General features: G+C 45.2%; 23 protein-coding genes. 7 read left to right on the forward strand and 16 right to left on the reverse strand.

Annotated features, from left to right (window positions below; translation table 11 throughout):
• Window positions 1–789 precede the first annotated feature (789 nt).
• The 14 genes from LQZ19_RS06155 to LQZ19_RS06220 form a co-directional block, all read right to left on the reverse strand.
• Complete coding sequence (locus LQZ19_RS06155; RefSeq protein WP_411046784.1) at window positions 790–2,184, reverse strand: DNA primase family protein; 1,395 nt, start codon at window positions 2,182–2,184, stop codon at window positions 790–792.
• On the reverse strand, window positions 2,169–2,522 hold the full coding sequence (locus tag LQZ19_RS06160; protein WP_411046785.1) for a hypothetical protein: 354 nt from the start codon (window positions 2,520–2,522) through the stop codon (window positions 2,169–2,171). The genes LQZ19_RS06155 and LQZ19_RS06160 overlap by 16 nt, the downstream gene beginning before the upstream one ends.
• Window positions 2,523–2,706: 184 nt before the next feature.
• On the reverse strand, window positions 2,707–2,997 hold the full coding sequence (locus LQZ19_RS06165; protein WP_411046786.1) for a hypothetical protein: 291 nt from the start codon (window positions 2,995–2,997) through the stop codon (window positions 2,707–2,709).
• Window positions 2,998–3,007: 10 nt separating this feature from the next.
• Window positions 3,008–4,804, reverse strand: coding sequence for a hypothetical protein (locus LQZ19_RS06170; RefSeq protein WP_411046787.1), 1,797 nt, complete (start codon window positions 4,802–4,804; stop codon window positions 3,008–3,010).
• Window positions 4,801–5,352 (reverse strand): hypothetical protein, encoded by a 552-nt coding sequence (locus LQZ19_RS06175; RefSeq protein WP_411046788.1) that lies wholly within the window; start codon window positions 5,350–5,352, stop codon window positions 4,801–4,803. Before LQZ19_RS06175 ends, LQZ19_RS06170 begins: the two co-directional genes overlap by 4 nt.
• Window positions 5,352–5,633 (reverse strand): ABC transporter permease, encoded by a 282-nt coding sequence (locus LQZ19_RS06180; RefSeq protein ID WP_411046789.1) that lies wholly within the window; start codon window positions 5,631–5,633, stop codon window positions 5,352–5,354. The genes LQZ19_RS06175 and LQZ19_RS06180 overlap by 1 nt, the downstream gene beginning before the upstream one ends.
• On the reverse strand, window positions 5,593–5,880 hold the full coding sequence (locus LQZ19_RS06185) for a hypothetical protein (RefSeq protein ID WP_411046790.1): 288 nt from the start codon (window positions 5,878–5,880) through the stop codon (window positions 5,593–5,595). Before LQZ19_RS06185 ends, LQZ19_RS06180 begins: the two co-directional genes overlap by 41 nt.
• Window positions 5,873–6,139 carry a hypothetical protein gene (locus LQZ19_RS06190; RefSeq protein ID WP_411046791.1) on the reverse strand — a complete coding sequence of 89 codons (267 nt, stop codon included), beginning with the start codon at window positions 6,137–6,139 and terminating at the stop codon, window positions 5,873–5,875. The genes LQZ19_RS06185 and LQZ19_RS06190 overlap by 8 nt, the downstream gene beginning before the upstream one ends.
• Before the next feature lie 101 nt (window positions 6,140–6,240).
• On the reverse strand, window positions 6,241–6,753 hold the full coding sequence (locus tag LQZ19_RS06195; protein ID WP_411046792.1) for an NlpC/P60 family protein: 513 nt from the start codon (window positions 6,751–6,753) through the stop codon (window positions 6,241–6,243).
• Between the two features lie 3 nt (window positions 6,754–6,756).
• Window positions 6,757–7,008 carry a hypothetical protein gene (locus tag LQZ19_RS06200; protein WP_411046793.1) on the reverse strand — a complete coding sequence of 84 codons (252 nt, stop codon included), beginning with the start codon at window positions 7,006–7,008 and terminating at the stop codon, window positions 6,757–6,759.
• A gap of 18 nt (window positions 7,009–7,026) precedes the next feature.
• On the reverse strand, window positions 7,027–8,607 hold the full coding sequence (locus tag LQZ19_RS06205; protein ID WP_411046794.1) for a hypothetical protein: 1,581 nt from the start codon (window positions 8,605–8,607) through the stop codon (window positions 7,027–7,029).
• A complete protein-coding gene (locus tag LQZ19_RS06210; RefSeq protein WP_411046795.1) occupies window positions 8,604–9,467 on the reverse strand; it encodes a hypothetical protein in 864 nt (287 codons plus the stop codon). The genes LQZ19_RS06205 and LQZ19_RS06210 overlap by 4 nt, the downstream gene beginning before the upstream one ends.
• Window positions 9,464–9,901, reverse strand: a complete 438-nt coding sequence (locus LQZ19_RS06215; RefSeq protein WP_411046796.1) for a hypothetical protein — start codon at window positions 9,899–9,901, stop codon at window positions 9,464–9,466. Before LQZ19_RS06215 ends, LQZ19_RS06210 begins: the two co-directional genes overlap by 4 nt.
• 55 nt (window positions 9,902–9,956) lie before the next feature.
• On the reverse strand, window positions 9,957–10,586 hold the full coding sequence (locus LQZ19_RS06220) for a head-tail connector protein (protein ID WP_411046797.1): 630 nt from the start codon (window positions 10,584–10,586) through the stop codon (window positions 9,957–9,959).
• A 709-nt stretch (window positions 10,587–11,295) separates the two neighbouring features.
• Between LQZ19_RS06220 and LQZ19_RS06225 the strand changes: the two genes are divergently transcribed.
• Complete coding sequence (locus LQZ19_RS06225; protein ID WP_411046798.1) at window positions 11,296–12,957, forward strand: ATP-binding protein; 1,662 nt, start codon at window positions 11,296–11,298, stop codon at window positions 12,955–12,957.
• Here the strand turns inward: LQZ19_RS06225 and LQZ19_RS06230 are convergent.
• On the reverse strand, window positions 12,933–13,241 hold the full coding sequence (locus LQZ19_RS06230) for a hypothetical protein (RefSeq protein WP_411046799.1): 309 nt from the start codon (window positions 13,239–13,241) through the stop codon (window positions 12,933–12,935). The two genes, LQZ19_RS06225 and LQZ19_RS06230, sit on opposite strands and share 25 nt — an antisense overlap.
• 389 nt (window positions 13,242–13,630) lie before the next feature.
• Here LQZ19_RS06230 and LQZ19_RS06235 point away from each other — a divergent pair, with 389 nt between their 5' ends.
• Window positions 13,631–14,851, forward strand: coding sequence for a PX domain-containing protein (locus LQZ19_RS06235; protein WP_411046800.1), 1,221 nt, complete (start codon window positions 13,631–13,633; stop codon window positions 14,849–14,851).
• Window positions 14,852–14,968: 117 nt separating this feature from the next.
• On the opposite strand, the gene LQZ19_RS06240 is transcribed toward LQZ19_RS06235, so the two are convergent.
• Window positions 14,969–15,271 (reverse strand): transposase, encoded by a 303-nt coding sequence (locus LQZ19_RS06240; protein ID WP_411046806.1) that lies wholly within the window; start codon window positions 15,269–15,271, stop codon window positions 14,969–14,971.
• A 289-nt stretch (window positions 15,272–15,560) separates the two neighbouring features.
• On the opposite strand from LQZ19_RS06240, the gene LQZ19_RS06245 reads away from it, so the two are divergent.
• The 5 genes from LQZ19_RS06245 to LQZ19_RS06265 all read left to right on the forward strand — a co-directional run.
• Window positions 15,561–15,935, forward strand: coding sequence for a hypothetical protein (locus tag LQZ19_RS06245; RefSeq protein WP_411046801.1), 375 nt, complete (start codon window positions 15,561–15,563; stop codon window positions 15,933–15,935).
• A 17-nt stretch (window positions 15,936–15,952) separates the two neighbouring features.
• Window positions 15,953–17,230, forward strand: coding sequence for a protein kinase domain-containing protein (locus LQZ19_RS06250; protein WP_411046802.1), 1,278 nt, complete (start codon window positions 15,953–15,955; stop codon window positions 17,228–17,230).
• 20 nt (window positions 17,231–17,250) lie between these two features.
• Window positions 17,251–17,991 carry a vWA domain-containing protein gene (locus tag LQZ19_RS06255; RefSeq protein ID WP_411046803.1) on the forward strand — a complete coding sequence of 247 codons (741 nt, stop codon included), beginning with the start codon at window positions 17,251–17,253 and terminating at the stop codon, window positions 17,989–17,991.
• Window positions 17,992–17,994: 3 nt separating this feature from the next.
• Window positions 17,995–18,990: a PP2C family serine/threonine-protein phosphatase gene (locus LQZ19_RS06260; protein WP_411046804.1), complete on the forward strand. Its 996-nt coding sequence runs from the start codon at window positions 17,995–17,997 to the stop codon at window positions 18,988–18,990.
• Window position 18,991: 1 nt separating this feature from the next.
• Window positions 18,992–19,202, forward strand: a 211-nt coding sequence (locus tag LQZ19_RS06265) for a hypothetical protein (protein ID WP_411046805.1), incomplete at its 3' end; no start/stop codon positions are given.

Raw genomic sequence — 19,202 nt, forward strand, 5'->3', positions numbered from 1 at the left:
GGCTCTAATGGGGGGTTCGGTTTGGGTAAACCCAAAACCCTCCGTTCCGCCGCAACGGGGCGTACTATGCCCACCCAGCGGCTCGACTTCGGCTGAATGATAATTTTTTCGGCCAACACCCCGCCCCCTGCGGGGGCGGCCCGATGAACTCAAGCCGCCTTCTTCCCCAAACCGGGGCCGATGTTGGGTGATGAAGCCTGGTCCCTCCGTAACACCCGCCCACCCTTTCAGGGAGGGCGGGCCGATACCCCCAACGCCGCCGCCGCCGATGGGTAAACCGCCCCCCTTCGGGGGGCCTGGTGAAAAACACCCCCCCGATTTTCCCCAATGTCAGATTGACATGGTGTTTTCAATTTGGAACATTTTTCCAAGGGATTACAAGGTAATATGTATTCTTTTGTAAATGACAGAAGCGTCAAGAAAAATATTATATAAGGAACGCTAAAGATAAATTACGCCCGGTTACTACAAAACCGCCGAATTTCAATGACGCATAGCCGATGAATAACCCGTCAACGTGTCGGCGCAAGCGACATTTTTTCATGCCAAAGCCGGATATTTTTTTTAGCCGAGGGGGGAGCGCACGCCCGCTTAAATTGCCCGTTTTTGTGTAAGTCAAATTCAAATCCTGTCAAAACGAAAAACACGAAGCAAAAACCGCTTATTTTCGTATAAAAAAAGGCTCTGCTGCTTACTCAATAGCAACAGAGCGCACACAAAAAACGCCTATTTTTATACCGCCATGACTTCACGGCCCACAACAAAGGGGGCAGGGGGGAAACGCAGGAACTACGACAACTCCGCTTTAAGCATAATCCCCCGCCAGAACCGGGCCTCCGCCGTCCGCCACTTCTCAAGCCCTATTTCCTTCAGCCGCATAGCCATGAACCGCTCACTAAAGGCTCGTTCATTGTTTTCCTCACACCATTCCTGGTACGCCTTGAACAGTTCCCGTGCCTGGACAGAAACCCCCGGCGACTGGACACAGCACTCCTTGATAAACGCCCCCAGCACATCCATTTCACTGCGGTACTCCTCCGTAGCGGAAGTGACAACAGCCGGAGCCGCAAGCCCCGTCTTAAACCAGTATTGGCACCCCGCAATAAGCCAGTTCAAAATCCCCGGCCCCTCCTCCATCAGTTTCTGTTCCAGATGTTTGTCCTGCTTTTCAGGTGCAATGGTCGTGATAAAGGGTATCAACTTTATCCGCCGCCATATCCCGTTATCCGTCCCCTTGATCATCGGCTTGTGGTTGCTCGCCATAAAAATTTTAAAGGTCGGAATAAATTCAAAATACTCCCCGTACAGAAAGCGGGCAGTCATGGCATCCGTCCCGGTAATCTGCTTAATCAGGGGTTCAGAAAGCCGCTTCCCCTGTTCCGCTTCGGACGTTACCACAAACCGGGTTCCCCGCAGCCGTGCAATATCATTGCTAATCTGGTCCCCGCTCCTTTTCATAAACGTTTCCGTGGAAGCCGCAATCGCATAATCCCCCAGGAGCTTCATCAGCACATTCAAAAACGTACTTTTCCCATTCGCACCGGAGCCGAACAAAATAAACATGGTCTGTTCCGAAGTGTCCCCCGTCAACGCCCATCCCGCCGCCCGCTGGAGAAATTCAATCAGTTCCCCCTTGTAGTCCATAACTTCCCGGATAAACTGCTTCCAAATCGGGCAATCCGCTTTTTCGTCATAGCGTACCTGGGCAATCTTGGTAATCATGTCCTCCCGGCGGTGTTCCCGGAATTCATTCTTTCGCAGATCAATAGTCCCGTTCTCCACGTTGAACAGCCACGGGTCTTTATCAACATCGGTACTGGTAATGTTCATCTCCTTCATCAGCGATGCCGATTCAATAAACGCCTTACGCCGCCGCAGGGCTTCACTCTGCAAGGCGTATTTCTCAATCTCCATCCGGTCACGATAGTCGTCAGTTTTAAGCATTTGGTCATAAATACTGTGGATCACCGCCAGCCCCTTGTCATGGATCAAGAACCCCTCGTCAATCTGCCAATGGTTATCAGTCCACACCACCCATTTTTTCCATGCCGCATTATACCGGATGTCCTTCCCGTGTTCCCGCACCAGACGCAAAGCGTTACTGGTATCGGTATACTGTATTGTCCCCTCTTTAAGCTCTTTCAGCCTATAATAAATCGATTCATCCCCTACTGGCTCTGCCATACGTCATACCCTCCCTGCAATAAAGCCTTCGCGTACATCTTGTACCTGAACGCCAACAGATCAAACGCAAGCTCCGGTGTCGGCTCCGGCAGTTCATCCATGCACCGCTGGTACATCGAGAAAAGGAGCGTCAGCGACCCCGGCTTGCGTAAATACTCATGGTTCTTGAAGAACGCCGCCGCCCGGTATTCGTCATCCGGCATATCTGTTTTTTTTAGCCGATACCACATCAAAAGGTCATCCGCCCACTCAATTTCATGGGCGGTAAATTCCTCTAACGCCTTCTGTTGTTTCCGTACTTGATACTTATACCGATCCACCGGGTCTTTCCAGCGCATACCACTCCCCCCGACAAAAAACCAAACGAGAAAAAATGAAACAGTAACAATAAAAACTACCGCACGCCCCGCAAGGGCGGCGCCCGCGCCCTCAAATCAATATGTTCCCCAAACGCCCTCCGTGCGTTTAACGTGGGAACATCACAAAGGAGCCATATAAACAAAAATAAAATAAACAGCAACACTATTTACCTTCTGTCCAAATAAAGACTTTCGCCGCTTCCCCGGCGGCAGTCCTCCCGTCCCCAAAGGTGATGAAGGCCCAGAAGGTCCACCATCCCGCTTTGTCTATCTCCCCTTCAATAACCTCATGGAAAATAACCCCCTTCGCCACGTCCCCAACCCCCGCCGCAAACTCCCCCGTAGAGCCGTCAGGTTTCCGGTACTTGATAAGCGCAAAAATTATCCCTTCCAAATCTGTAAAGGTCTTGACCGTAATCCGCAGGGCCGATTGCCCCTTATAAATTCGTTGCATATTCAACCCCTCAATGAATCCGGCTTTCAATTTCAATGTCCCGGCAAACCGCAGACTTCACAACAATTTCCTCATTGCTTTTCAGGAACCGCCATAAAAGGTAATCCCGCACCAGCCCTACCGTAACCAGTTTGATAACCATAAAAAGATGCCGCAGGGGGTTATCCCCGCTATATGCCGTATCCTCCTGCATTCGGTAATAAGCCGCCGTATGATCCGTTTCCGCAACGCTCCCCGCTTCCACAAAAAGCCCCCGGAAATAATCGCCCAAGTGCCCCGCAGTATCAAAAGCGGCAACCCACTCTGCAATAATACGGGTCAGGGTAATCATGTAATCGTTTGTATCACTGGTTTTTAATACCGCCGCCATTGACCGGAAAAATCCACGCCCCCGGGTAACAACGTCTATACTTTTCCCGGTAATTAAAATATCCCGCCTATGCCCTATGTTCCGGTTAGTGTCGGTAAACGCCCATGCCGTTTCTGCAACCTTCCGCATAAAATCCCGGCAATATCCCAACGGCGTAAGTATCTGCAGCGTTTCCGCAATACTCCGGTACATTCCCCGCAGCCAGGGCGTAGTATCCGTCCCCTTCACTTGCGCCGTATGCTTTCTGATATAACTTGACCCATGCCCCAGCGCCGTACCATTCTGCCCGTTCATGGTTAAGGTTTTTTTATAGTTCGCCGTCAATTTCCGGGTATCAGTCAGTTGCACCCCTTGGGTCAGCGTCCGGGTATAGTTCTGCGCCTGTATTGCGGTATACTCAAAATACCAACTCCATTTAATAGTGCAGTAGGTAGCCCATTGGTTAAGTTCAATAACCGGCGGTGGTAATTCTTCATCATAATCTTCCGGGTAACTATCATAATCAGGCCAGAACTTCCAACACTTGCCGCCGTAATCGAATCGGGTAGTAAACCATGAGGACTTTACCCCAAACCAGACATAAGAACCCACCGCTAAAGAGCCGTCAATACTAAAAGTATTTGAACACCATCCGCCCCGTGGTGTTATATCTTGTTCATTTCTCGATTTCCTTAGATACGGTTTTGTATTATTATCCGTATAGAGGCCGGGCATACACGTTTCAGATCCATCCCAATAATCATACACATAGGCCCTGCAATTACCGCCCCCGCTTTGATTAACCAGATATTGATTTAATGCCATTTCACCATCAAGCATAGGACGATCATATCCACCATTATTCGGATCAGGCCCGGTAATTTGGCTCCCGATGGTAGTAGTCCCGATCACCGGATCAACGATTACCGGGTACTTTGCTTCTGCAAGCCACGTTTCCGGTATGGTAATACAAAGCCTGTCCCCAGCAATGGACAAATCCCCCCACACCCACCGCCCCCGGTTATCAATAATTTTCGGGCGGTGAATATGGCAGAGCTTCCCGGTTCCTTCCCCTATGAGCGTTTCTTTTTTGTAAACGGCGTAACTGCCCTTAAAAAACGGATCACGGACAAAATCAGGCTGCCGGAAAAAGTCATAGTTTTCCGCCCCGTCCATAGCCAGGCAAACAACATTACTCTCCGGCTCCTTATTTAGAATACAATCGTATTCAAAGCGATCCCCGCCAAGAATCGTAAACCTATGGCTTCGCTTCCTTCCCCGGTAGAGCAGTTGCCGCCTGTCCCCCCGCAGGGAGAACCCCTCCTCATCATCAGGCGGCCTAAAGCGGAGCGGGGGAACCGCTCCGGCTTTTCCCCACCGGGTAAGCCCCCAATCAGGAACTTTCCGCCCGATTTCCACGGTAAGCGGAAAGTCCGTCAGGGATTGCCGGAAGGTCATTGGCCGAGTATCGTAATTTCCCATTGTATTTGCAGGGTATCGCTGGATGTTACATTGACCACCGGCGTTATTTGGGCATAAGCCAGACAGTTGGAAGAACCCGCATTGCCATTCAGTAAACAGGCTTCATTTATCCCGTTGACGTTGAGCGTCCCCGCCGCAAAGGTTGCCCGGTAAATCAGGGTCGTATCCCCAACACTGCCCCAGGCCGCCTTTAATGCCGGATACCCCGAATCAAGGGCTTTCATTGATCCGGTAGCAGTATTACACCGGGTATTAGTCTTGGTACTATTCCCGGTCCAGCCAGTCCCCACCTGAATAAACCCCGTTGAACTCGTTACCTTCGCCTTATTGGGGCTTACCAGCAAAGCATCGGCAATCAAAGCGTCCCCTTCACGAGTAACGATGTTGTGGTGATGATAACGCATAGGCCGCCCCGGTATCCGAAAGAGCCGCCCGAACCAAGTCGGCGCCCTCCGCTTCACATTCCCGTCCTTATCCAGAACCTGAACCGTAACCATCCCCTTAATCAAAATCCGGTCTTTCATTATCTCCCTCCGTAAATCGCAATAACCCCACCGCTCAAAGCGGCTCCGACAAAAAAACAAATCACCCCGGTAATCACGGCGTTTTTAACCCCTGCTTTTCTTGCGGTTTCATATTTCCCCCGCCATTGATGACTTTCCGCTATAGCCCTGCTTTCCCGTTCAAGGGAAGCCAGGGCCGCAGCCTTAGCCGCTTCCGCCGCCGCCTGTTCTATGGCTTCCTCCGCTGCGGTTGTCAAATCGTTAATCAGCGTGTCGATCTCGTATTCGCTGTATTGCTTCATTTCGTTTCCGGTTAAATTCTTCGCTTGCGCTGTCGGCGGCTCCCCGAACACCGGGGGTAGTTTCAAGAAACTCATAAGGATCACGGTTGCGGTAATCATCCTCAATCGCCTGTATTTCATTTTGTACCTCCATGTATTCAAGCAGTTTCCGGTCCCGTTCATGGAAGAATCGGAACGCCACGATAACCAAAACCAGTACCAGCATACCCGCCGCCCCGGTAATGACCCCTTTCCAAAAATTACTCATTGCCTATTCCTTTCCAACGAGATAAAACTTTAAGGCCGACAATCCCAAAAAGCACCATCACCATTACCGCAAACCATATCCAATCCCGGATAAGCCCCTTCACTAAAAGCCATGTCGCAAGGTACAAACAGAAGGGCTTGAATCCCAGCATTTTTGAGGGCAGGGCAATAAGCCGCTTCGCCAGAATCGCCCACAGTTCCCGCCCCGTATGTTCCCAGCTTGCTTTATCAGATATTTGAATCCCGTCAGAATCACTCATGTATCCCTTTCTTTCCGCCACGGAAGGCGGTGTAATAGTGCTTTAGTTGGAGTTTTGTAAACAAAACTCCAAGCTGAAAAAATGACAAGGAAGTCATTTTTTCAGCAAAAGTAAAGAGACAACTGTTCATCCAGTCCGTACTGGTTTCCCTTTTCCGCAAGCCGTTCAAAGGCTTGCCGATCAAGCCCCCGTACCGCCGTAGAACTGCCCCGCTGCCAGAACCAGTCAGATAATTCCTTTATGGTCTTTACCCGTGCCCCCGGCTCCTGTGCGTTAAGCGCAACGCCTTCACCAGTCAGTCCCGCAACATGGGTGGCTGTCCCCGTCTTGCCTTCAATAAAAAATGCCGCCCGTATACTACCCGCCTTCGGTTCTTTCACGGTGAAAAACCGCTTGTATAAATCGTCAGCAGTAGTCCGTATCAAAAACCCTGTTGCCATAAATAAGGCAAGACATACCGTACCGGAACAATCAGCCCCTTCCGGGTTTTCCTGCCCCCATTTATAGGGACTGCCATACTGGAGCAGAAGCGCATAGATATACTTTTCAGCATCCGACATTTTTTCAAACTGTCGCTGTTCATTTTTGAAGATAGCGTCCCATTTAATACCCATTACTTACCCCCTGTGCTTAAAGAAATTGACAATGATACTCACCGCCAACGCCGCCAAAGAAATAAACACGCTCACCACCGAAAGCTGTTCCTTGTTCCGTTCCGCCTCCTTCTTTTCCAGTTTTTCAACCCGTCCCATGACGTGTTCCTTGAATTCCCGCAACTGCCCCTTGAGTTCCCGCATTTCCGCCGTGTTCTCAACCAGAAGCCGCCTGTCCGATTCCGTCATACCATTACCCCCTTGATTGCCTTTCATAATGTCCCCCTTCCAAATTCAAAATTCCTCACTAATCCTAAACGCCGCCACAAAAGCAACGTCCCGCCTATATCGCAAAGAAAAAGCGTTAATCGTCCCCCTCAATGTTTCTTTGCTTGTCTCAATTTGAACCCGTGCCCCAATCCGGGCATGGAATAATCCCCGGTGGGTTTTTACGGTGAATTCCCGCCGCGCCATGGATGGCGCTGTTACCATGCCTTTAGGTGGAGTTTCGTTTTGCGAAACTCCATTCTGGAAAAATGCCATGGACGGCATTTTTCCAGAACGTTCCGCCAGTTCCCGCATAGTCCAGTCCTCATAGTGCGGATGTCCGTTTACCTCCATTTCCGAAAAATAGGAACCCGATACATTCAAAGCCGCCGTCCCGTATTGTTGTACTGCTTCGCTGTCCCGCAAAAAACAGGAACGGTTTAGGTCAAGCACAATAGGCCGTCCATAAATCGCCGCCCGATATAAGTCTCCATCAGTTTCCGTATTCAAGGTGATAAGCGCCTTTTCATGGTGGGTAGTAACGTCATAAGCGGAGTACGCAAACGTCCCGCCCTCAAAATCAAGCCGTTCCATTGCTTCCTCTAGCGTGTCTATCTGATCGGCGTAAATTACCGGGCGTTCCGTACCGCCGTCCTTAATCCGGTACTGCGCTTCATACCCCTGTTGTTGAACATCCCGTAATACCGTAGAGCGGAAAGGATACATCGGCGTAAGATTCGTATCGTACAAAACCGGGGGATCGTCATAGCGCCATATCTCCTGTTTTTCCAACGCCACCGGAATGTTTATTTTAAGCCGTACCGTGTTCCGGTACAGTTCCGCCCGTGCTGTTTCCCGCAGATAAAATATTTTGTCCCCCTGAAAGGTGTAGGAACAATCGTCAATATTTTCAGTTTCTTGTTGATACGGCGAATGGGCAAAGACCAATGGCTTTTCCGGCGCACATTCCAAATGCGCCCGGTAGGTTTTTGCCAGTTCAGAAAGTTCCGTCCAAGTATTTTTAGTCAGCTTCACATAGGGCAAAGTAATAGGAATAGTGGCGCAGTCTATATCTCCGCTTTCAATTCCCGCCCGTTTCGCAATCAAATGTACCAGCGATTTTTCCGCTTGTGTCTTGTCGCAAATAACCAAGTAGGTGAATACCGCCGGATGCGTCCAGTCCCGGCTATTTTCCGTTTTCCGCAGCAAGGCCGAGCGGTCATGTAAGCCAAGCCGCAAAGCACGCCGCTGTCCCGGCCCCCGTATGTCCTGGAACCCGTTATCGTCCACATACAAAACAAACCGCTGGAACCAAGGCAGCCCTTCCCCAAGGGAAAAACTAATCCGCACCTCCCGGCCCGCACCTCTCCCGCCGTTCCCCCCGCAAGCGTAAGTTCCGTAGGTATTATCCAGTAACACTTCTCCCCGTGCCGTAGTCCCCCCGGACACTTCCTTTAGCCCGTAAAACACGGCTTCAATAATGTCATGCTCAAATACCGTTTCATAAAAACCTGTACCAGACCAATCAAGGCTAATCCGCACCCGTACCGGGCTGTCTCCCTTTTCTATGGCTTCAACTAAAGCAGTATCAATGTCATAAAATTTCATTCGATGATCCCTTCATCGGTATTGAAAACATCAGCCGATAAATCCCCCGCAACGTAATACCGCAGGGGGCCGATAACCGTATCTCCGGCGTTTATCGCCGTTTCATCAGCCATCAGCACCAGCCGGGAAAGGGTAAGCCGGAAAGCCCCATATAAACGGTGGGCGTAATGGTCATGTAGTAGTTGTGCGGTAATTTCCAAGGTCTCAATAATCGGAGGGATCTCCGTTGTGGTATTCATGACCCGGTGTATCCGTACTTCCGTTTGCGTTCCGCCATCCTTCCGGGTAGAGATGGTCAGTCCGTAGATGTTTTTATATTCCGTTCCGTTGATCCGGTACTTAACCCCGTCCTCTTTGAATCGCTCTCCGCCATAAACTGCGGCCCGATCTGGGTAAGGGTAGGAAACAGGTGGCATACTTCCGGCTATATCCAATTTCAGTTTTACCGCTTCGCCTTGCATAATCCGCAGTTCAAAATCCTTAACCCGGCACCCTTCATAAAGCGTCCGCACCGGCCCCCGGTCTTGTATCAAATCGAACCGTAGACCGCTTTCCATAGCCAAAAGGTTTACCCTATGGCGGTATAAAACCCGTGTCCCGCTTACAAAAGCCGGAAGCCCAGACCGCCCCAAAGCCAGCACAAAAAGCAAAGGGGCGCTCTCGATGGAAAGGGGCGTAACCACGCACCCTGTAACCCCCCGGCTTCGCCGTATTCCCCCGCAGTTTCCGCCCCCCTCTATAGCCGCTTCTTCCTTCAAAACGGATACCGCTTCCCTAATCGTTTCCTCCGAGTAAGGCACCCCCATTTCCCGGTACTCTGTTTTCAAGGTGATACAACAATCACGGCCTTGTACGCTCATACCGTCATCCTCTCCACGATTACTCGTAGGCTAATAACCAGTTCCCACCCATCCCCGCAATACGCTTTTTTCGGCGGCACATACTTTTTCCCGGTAATAACCGCCCGATCCGCCACGCCCCCCAGGGTGGAATCTTCCGCTACCGCCTTCCCAACCGCCGCCCCGTAAGCGTAAACATCCCGCTCACTGTCAGCCGCTTCCGGCACATTCAGGCTCACGGTCAAAGCAAAAGCGTCTAAACGAACTATCCGTTCTTTCTCCGACCGCTCACATTCGGTAAGCCGCAGAACAGGCGCAACCGCCCCCACACCCGCAGGGGCATCGAACTCAACGGGCGCAATCTTAAATTCATAGTCTTGTAACAGTTCATTAACCCGCCCAGACAGCAGTTTTTCAAAAGCGGCAAGTATTTTCAGTTCTATAAAATCACTCATTTTTCCTCCCCGGCATGGACTCCCCCGCGCAAGCGGGTTCTTGTGTTTTAATGCTTTAGATGACACGCCGCTGGTACGGCTCCAAAAGTTCCTTGGCCCGCTCCGGCATCTTCGCTTCCAAAAACTCCCCGTTACTCCTCGACCCACCGTAACGCTGCCCCACAACCCCAATCTTCTTCCCCCGGAACCGGGCCATATTCCATACCGCCAGTTCAAGGCAAGCAGAAGCCAGGTCCGCCGGGGCATCCGTGTGCTTATACCCCGCCACATACCGCACCCGTACCGAAAACGGTGACGAAACCACTCCCGGCCGAATTTCCAGACAAAACGGCATATCCTCTCCAACCCCGCACTGCGGTATGCACTGGAATAATTCAGGATCAATGTCCTCAGCGGGTTTCCAGGACCTGTGTTTTTGGACCTCTAAAATTTTCCTTACCGGGTATTGCTTGAGCGGTACAAACGGGTCGTCCGAATATTCATGTATTTCCGTCAGTTTGCTTATCAGAAGCCGCCGCCTGCAATATTGCTCTATGCTGTAGGTGGCGGTTACAAGACAGTACCGGGAAAAGGCATCGTCCCGGTCATCAATGCCGAGGATCTCCTTAAAGTCCGCAAGGGAGATCAGTGAATGAAAGGAACCATCAGACCTACGGTCTGGGGTTCCCATTGTTTGGTTTTCCATGAAATCAGGATAAAACGGCTTTCAATAACTGGATATTTCACAAAGGTAATATTTTGAAGGAAATTTAAGCAGATTGGGTTTGGCGGCTATATATTAGTAGTCGAATTCTACCCAGACCGCTAAAAAGGAAAATTTCGCTATCTTAAAGAATTTTTGCTCTTATCACCCTTGACACTCTGAATTATATGTAGTAACTTTTTCATGATGAATCCCACCTAAAACCAGAATTAATATCGCATCTGTATGATTTTACGCAATAGGTATGCCTATTGAGGTAAAAGATAGTACAGACGGATTAGGTCTAAAAATGACTTGTATCGGCTGCGGCAAATTCTCCTCCCTTTCTCAAAAGGGGCAAGGTTTCTATTGGCGCGGCAAGACAGGTCAGAAAAAACCTCATCTTAAAGAACCCAGGCGCTAAAAATGTGAAGGCCGCTATCAGGACAAGCGATCTTCCATAAAACAAAGGGAACCGGCGCTCCCCCCTCTATATGCGGAAACCGTTCAGTCGAAGACCGGGACTCATCCGCCAAAAACTATCGACCTTATAGAAGCACCCTTTGCCTTTTACAAATGCAGAGCGTTCATGTTGCGTTATGCCGGTTTTAGGTTCCACCAGTATATCGGTGGTTTATTTTTTTTGGATGGCATTAGCCAACCAGTTTCTAAATAATGAGGAAATTGCATGGAAAACAAAGAGTTGAATAAGATGACATTACTTGATTCAATCGGTCAGATATTGGAATTTTCAAAAGATTCCGGGCTGAGTAAAACTTTTTTTGAAGCTGCTAAAGACCATTTGAATTTTGTTTCAAATGAGTTGCAAATTACGCCCATTCAAGCAGCCCTCTTTGTCCATATTTTTAATGAAAGCGTCGCAGGAAACCAATACATGGGGGATCATTTGTTCATTGAATCTTTAAAATGTACAAAGGTTCAATATCTTGAATACCTGAACGATATTGATGAGCTGGTTAATATAAACTATGTTACTCAAATTATTCAACATGATATTTCACCATCATACCGTATCCCCAGAGAAATCATTTTTGCCCTCAGAAAAGGGAAGGTTATAAAGCCGGAGAGCTATATTAATATTTCTATTGGTAAATTATTTTCGGTCCTTAAAAAGACGTTTCTGCGCCGCTATAATGATGCGCTTGTTTATGATGAATTTATGGCGCTTTTGTCTTTCCTCCTGGACAATAATCAGCACCTTGAATTCGTCAAAGTGATAAAGGGGTATAATCTGATACTTGCGGATGCCGCTTTGCTCCTCTATTTCTGTCATAAGCATGTTGCCAGCCCGTACTCTTATATAGATAATACGGTTATTAATTTTGACTCTATACGAAAAGAATTTGGAAACGAAGATGATCCTATTTTTGCAGATATGCAATTTATCGATCCCCTGCGGAATGGGAATCACCGCTTACAGGAATTGGGATTAGTAGAAAATGCAAACAATAACGGTTATGCGATGGGAGATGTTTTTTGTTTAACCGACAAGGCAGTCGATATGCTGTTAAAGGAAATAATTGTTAAAAAGCCCGGAAATAATCAAAACATGATTTTGTGCAATGATATACCGGAAAAGACATTGTATTATAATGCAGACCAGAACGATAAGGTACAAAAACTTATTGATCTGCTGCTTCCGCTTAATTTCAAGGGAGTAGAGAAACGCCTTAAAGAAAAAGGTATGCGGAATGGCTTCGCCTGCCTCTTTTCCGGGCTGCCGGGAACCGGAAAAACAGAAACGGTCTATCAAATAGCCAGAAAAACCGGCCGCGATATTTTACAGGTTGACATTTCAGAAATAAAAAGCAAGTGGGTTGGTGAAAGTGAGAAACAAATTAAAAAGATTTTTACCGATTACAAAAAACAGTTGGAATCTGTGGATACAGCGCCTATCCTGCTTTTTAACGAAGCTGATGCCATTATCGGCCAGCGCATGAATTTTAACGGGAATAGCCATGCCGTTGATCAGATGGAGAATACTATCCAGAATATTATTTTACAGGAACTGGAAGATCTTTCCGGGATATTGATAGCCACCACCAATCTGACCAAAAACATGGACAAGGCTTTTGAGAGGCGTTTCCTCTATAAAATTGAATTTGAAAAACCGGAACTGGAAGCAAAAAAATCAATCTGGCATTCTATGATACCGGAATTATCCGAAAATGATGCCGCACTCCTGGCAATTCGTTTTGATTTTTCCGGCGGTCAAATAGAGAATATTGCCCGGAAACGTACGGTGGATGAAATTTTAACCGGCTCTGCTCCTTCTATTGAACAACTGCTGGCTTATTGCCGTGATGAAGTTGTGGTTACGGATACAGTTCAACGGATAGGATTTGCTGCGTAAAACAGAATTTGAGAATCGGGAAGGCTATTTCCTGCATTTTTATGGGAAATAGTCGCTATAAAAAATTGCTTTAGCATTCCATGACAAACCAATCCGGTATATAATAGCAGTATAAAAGAACAAAAGTACCGGGATAAGCTACCCGCAGGGTAGCAGGCATCGTCCCGGTCATCAATGCCGAGGATCTCCTTAAAGTCCGCAAGGGAGATCAGTGAATGAAAGGAACCATCAGACCGCAGACCTTGGTCTGAACGGTCTGGGGTTCCCATTGTTTGGTTTTCCATGAAATCAGGATAAAACGGCCTTCAATAACTGGATATTTCACAAAGGTAATATTTTGAGGGAATTCTAAGCAGATTGGGTTTGGCGGCTATAGCTTCAGGTATGCAGGGTACCCCCTTGTTTCAAGCCCTCCATAGCCGCTACAATTTAGGGGTAAGAACTTTAATGTCCTAAGTTCAAATTATGAAGTTGGATTTGGGGTTAAGCTCAAAAAAAATACCAAGCTATTTGCGTTACAGAAAGGACGATATACTCATTCGCTTATATAACAGGGATGTGAATTTATGCGTATTCCGTATAAAATAAGTTATGCGCCATATTTTTAACTTATTTCACAGAATATCTTGACAAATTTATTAAAATATTACCATAATTAGCAAAGGAGTGGAATATGTTTAAAAGTATTAATGGTTTTTATCAGCCTTCATTTTTTTATATGAATTTAGATACTGACAAATTATTGACAGAAATATATGATACAGATGATGAATCAACTTTTATTCATGAATATATTCATATGTTACAGGATATTAGTCTAATATGTACTCGTGCTATGTTATGGCAAAATGTTAATAATTTCAGAGCATTTTCTAAAGAAATACGGGATAATGGCAATGGAAACCGACCAATTCGACTTACTTCAAAAAATGATATGGTAAATGAGAAATTATATGCCTATCTTTGGGGCGAATACAGTTTTTTTGATTCTGCAATAATAGAAAATATTGAAATAAAAGAAACTGATTTGGGCGATGGAATAAAAACAAAAGAAATCATTTTATACCTTATTGAAAATAACGGTAATAGAAGTATATATAAAATTGGCCGTAGAGACTTTCTTGAATGCATGGCTTTTATGATTGAGAATTATATATTTCCATCAGTCGTATTGCCAGATTTTCCATATAAATCTATTTGGAAAATACTTGAATATTATAAAATTCCTGTTTCAAATTATATCGTTTCACAAGTTTGTGAATTAGCTTTATCATCATATCATCCAGTTGAAGCTTTATTGATATTCCTCGATCGAACTAATAAAAAATTGCAAACAAATGATATTTTTGATGCAATGTATGGTAATATAGTGGTGAAAAACTATGATGGAACTTTCACTAATAAAATCAACAATGATAAAAAAGCGTTTGCTGAATCTAAACATATGATGCAAGATTGGTTTAAATCTCCAATTGTAGCAAATATAGGTGATTGGCTGACTAAAATATTGGAACTCGGAGAGAATTTTAGGATTTCAGATTGTGTTTATATATCTAATATAATTAATAATTCAAAAGAGGATGCAAGAAAATTAATATTTCAACATGTTGTTACAACTGGCGTTCCTGTAATATTTAATCGGCAGCACATTGCCCAATGTATTGATCCAACAAAAACAAACGGAAATACATTTTTATTAATTGCGTTGGATGAATTGTATTCTTATTGTAAAGATACACGCAGCTATTGTAATTTGATAAATTTTTGTAAAAAATCAAATGAACAATTAGTAAATACAAATTGCTGTTGTGATGTTATGAAACAAATTGAAGGAAATAGATTATGCCCAATCGGTGTTTGGCTAAAAGTATTTGGATTTCAAAATTTGAAGTAAAAAAAACTTCGCATAACCAGACTGTCGATTTAATCAGTTAACGGCAATAATGTCATTAATTTATGCTTTTTCTGAAAAAAGTTTGATTATCTATCTGTTTAAGGAAAATCAACCTTCTCATATCCCCTGTCTAAGGGTCAATGGCTGTCTGCATTTGGCGATATTATGGACCATGCAGAATAGAAGCCATTGGATGTTTACTTTTATCTTTGAGCGGAGCGAAAATCGGTTCATATCTTTGCAGTAGGTAATATCGGTAAAGACCGGTTCAATTATCTGCATCCTCCTCGAATACAATTCCCGATAAGCCGGATCGTCTATCTTTTTCCTCATCTTGTCGCTGAGGTTTTCAGCATGTTTTGAGACTGGAAGGTATAAGGTTTCTATTGGCGCGGCAAGACAGGTCAGAAAAAACCTCATCTTAAAGAACCCAGGCGCTAAAAATGTGAAAGCCGCTATCAGGACAAGCGATCTTCCATAAAACAAAGGGAACCGGGGCGGCTCCTTCTATTGAACAACTGCTGGCTTATTGCCGTGATGAAGTTACGGATACGGTTCAACGGATAGGATTTGCTGCGTAAAACAGAATTTGAGAATCGGGAAGGCTATTTCCTACATTTTTGTAGGAAATAATGATAAAACAGGAGTCAGTAAGCCATCTTAATCTTTTTCCATAAATAAGATACAATAACAGGCAAGGATTTTAAACATGGCCGGACCATTAAATGCAAAAGTTATCATTGCCCGATGCTCAAAAACGAAAAAAACATTTGGAATCCGTATCGAACAGCGGCAGAATGATTGGGTAAGCACCTGGGCTTTTAAGATTGATGAAAAGAAGGCAAAGCATGAAGGCTTTCATGCTGGCCTGGTTACTGGTACAATGAAAGCAGCAGATGGCTACCCCGGTTGTCCTCATTGTAGGAGCAAAGACCTGTTTTTTTGTTTAAAAGAAGCTGATGGTTGCGGGAACATAGGATGTTATGACGGGCGTCACGGTCAATATTATACCTGTCCTTGGTGCGGACTCCGATGCAAAACTGTAGAATCGAACATCGTTGATGTTTCAGGTGGTAATTTATGAATATTTTGGAGAAATAAATGGCAGATTTACCCAATGGATATACCACAAAAACAAAGGCTTATAAAACCGTAAAAGTGTTGCAGAAACTTGGTGAAGGCGGTCAGGGTGCGGTTTACAAAGTTGACTACAACGGCCATTTGAAGGCATTGAAATGGTATTCCGGCATGAAACTGGAATATCCAGAAAAATTCATCGCAAACCTCGAAAACAATATCAAAAACGGTGCGCCAACAAAGTCTTTTTTATGGCCCGAAGATATTACCGAAATGAGCGGTGATGCTTTCGGCTATATCATGGATTTGTTCCCACCTGAGTATGAGGATTTTTCTAAACTTTTGCGTGGTAAGGCCCGTTTTGCCGGTGGTTATACAGCCATGCTCAATACCGCACTGCATATTACTGCTGGTTTCCGTGAACTGCATAATGCTGGTTACAGTTACCAGGACTTAAATGATGGTAATTTCCGTTTTAATCCTACAACCGGGGATGTTTTAATTTGTGACAATGATAATGTTGCCGCAAAGCCAACTGGAATTGCCGGAAAAGCCCGCTATATGGCGCCTGAAATTGTCGCAAGGCGCGCTACGCCAAACCGTTACACCGACAGTTTCTCACTTGCCGTTATACTTTTTATGCTTTTCACCCGTAATCATCCCCTTGAGGGGAAAAAATGGGCTAGCGTCCCTTGCCTAAGTGCAAAATATGAAAAGAAACTTTATGGTGAAGAACCTATTTTTATTTTTGACCCTACAGACACTTCAAATCAGCCTGTACCGGGATTGCATAAAGGGGCGATAAATAACTGGCCTTCGCTGCCTTTATATATTCAAGATGCATTTACTAAATCTTTCAGTAAAAAGGCAATGACAGACCCTAATGAACGGCTTATTGAACGCGATTGGCTCAGGTTATTTATCCGCATGAGAAGCGAAATTTTCAAGTGCCCGTCTTGCGGTGAAATCTACTTTGCCGACCCCGTTAATCTTAACCCCTGCACAAAATGCGGAAAGGCAAATACTTTTTTTGCTTACATTAAAACACCACGATACAATGTGGCTTTACATCAACGCACCAAACTTTATTTATGCCATACAGATAAAGAATCCGAAGATTTTCAGTCTCTTACTGGTGAGACAACATTAAATAACGGCAATTTTGAATTAAAGAATCTTTCCGGTAAAAATTGGTCTGTAATTGAAAGTAAAAATACAACGGCTCTTGGTCATAATGGTATAGCAGTCTTAAAGAAAGGTATAGAAATTGATTTTGGCGGAACAATCGCTCAAATTGTATAACTAATTAAGGGGGTAAGTAAATGTCATTAGTAGACGATGTGGAAATGCCGCGCAGGACGATGGTTCTCTTTTTCGTAATCGACTCTTCCGGCAGCATGGACGGAGATAGAATTGAATCGGTAAATTCTTCCATTCGGGAAGTTCTTCCCGACATTCAAGAAATATCCGATGAAAATGCAGATGCGGAAATTAAAATTGCCGTCCTGGAATTTTCGTCCGGTGTTCTGTGGTTAACCGTAGGCGGGCCAATGCCTCTTGACCAGTTCAGGTGGAACGATATAAAAGCCGCAGGGGTTACTGACTTTGGAGCAGCCTGTAGAGAGTTGAACGACAAACTTTCAACCAAAGCTTTTATGAAAGATGCAACTGGTTCATTTGCCCCGGCCATATTCCTTATGTCCGATGGTGAACCGACCGACAACTGGAAAGATGAATTGACTAAGCTCAAAACAAATAACTGGTTTAAGTCCGCAATAAAAGCCGCCATTGCTATCGGACACAATGCAAATACGGATGTACTTAAAGAATTTACCGGCAGTATAGAATCCGTTTTTGAGATTCAAAACAAACACATGTTAAAACGCATGATCCGCTTTGTTAGTGTCACCGCATCACGGGTTGCAAGTAAAAGCTCCAACGCAGGTTCTGTTGATGGAGATGAGGCAAAACAGGCCGAATTGAACGCCGGCATAAAAGAAGAACTTCAAGAAGCGCAAACAGAAGCTAAATCAAATCCATCATTAGTTGAAGAAGTGTGGTAAAGTATGAATAATTATCGTTCTTTTTCCATAACGGCTAAAGGGAGAGATCATGTCAAAGTTGGAAAAGAATGTCAGGATTATTCCGATCACTATGAAGACGACTCAATTTCTCTATCTTTAGTTGCCGATGGGCACGGTGATGATAATTGCTTTCGATCAGGGCGTGGCGCTGCATTCGCTGTAAAATGTGCCAAGAAAGGTATATTTGAATTTGTTCGGGATATAAATAAATATATAAAGAATAACAGCGATAAAAATTTAACCCGCTTTGAACTGGAGAAGCTACTAAAAGAAAGGCTTGTTGCCAGTGTATGCCGTTCTTGGCATGTTAAAGTCATTGATGATATTGAAAAACATCCGCTTACAAACATTGAGTTAGCAAAAACGGATGAAAAATATCTCGCCAGATACAGTGCCGGTGAAAAATTGCACCATATATATGGAACTACGCTTCTAGCCGCAGTTGTTACGCAGAATTATTGGTTTGGTTTTCATATCGGCGATGGACGCTGGACGGCATTGTATAAGGGCGGTGAATTTGACCAGCCTGTCCCTTGGGATGATCGTTGTTACTTAAATGTAACGACATCACTCTCCGATGAAGATGCCGCCGAAACAGCCCGAGTGGTTTTTTGGCTAAACAATGAAAAAAAACCACCGGCGGTCATTTTTCTTTGCAGTGACGGTGTTGATGATAACTACCCGGTAAATGAAAACGACAAACATCTTTTTCGCAAAGTCTACCGAAAAATTGCATTATGTTTTAGCAAGGATGGTTTTGATTCTACATGTAAACAGCTAGAAGAATTGGTAAATCTTTGTGCCGCTAAATGGAAGGGAGATGATACCAGTATTGCTGGAATTGTTGATTTGGAAACAATTAAATCACTTAAACCGATATATGAGCGGCAAATTGCGGAAGAAAAAACAATTACAGAACCCATAAATCCGAATAGTGAATTGGCATTAAAAATTTCTTATACTACTGGAGAGAATTAATATGTTTAGTACTGATTTTATTAAGATACTTCAAACACTTCTGGCCGAGCAAGGTAAAACAGCCCTTCTTAATGAATCAAAATGTAAAGCCATGCTGTTTGATTATACCCATAGAGAATACCCGAAGGAATGTCGGCTTATAGTTCAAGCGGTTGAGGCGGGTGTTACAAAGGCATTGGACAACACAAATGAATTAGCAATTTGCAAATTAC

This window comes from Treponema primitia, assembly GCF_046533075.1.
Lineage (GTDB): Bacteria > Spirochaetota > Spirochaetia > Treponematales > Breznakiellaceae > Termitinema > Termitinema primitia_B.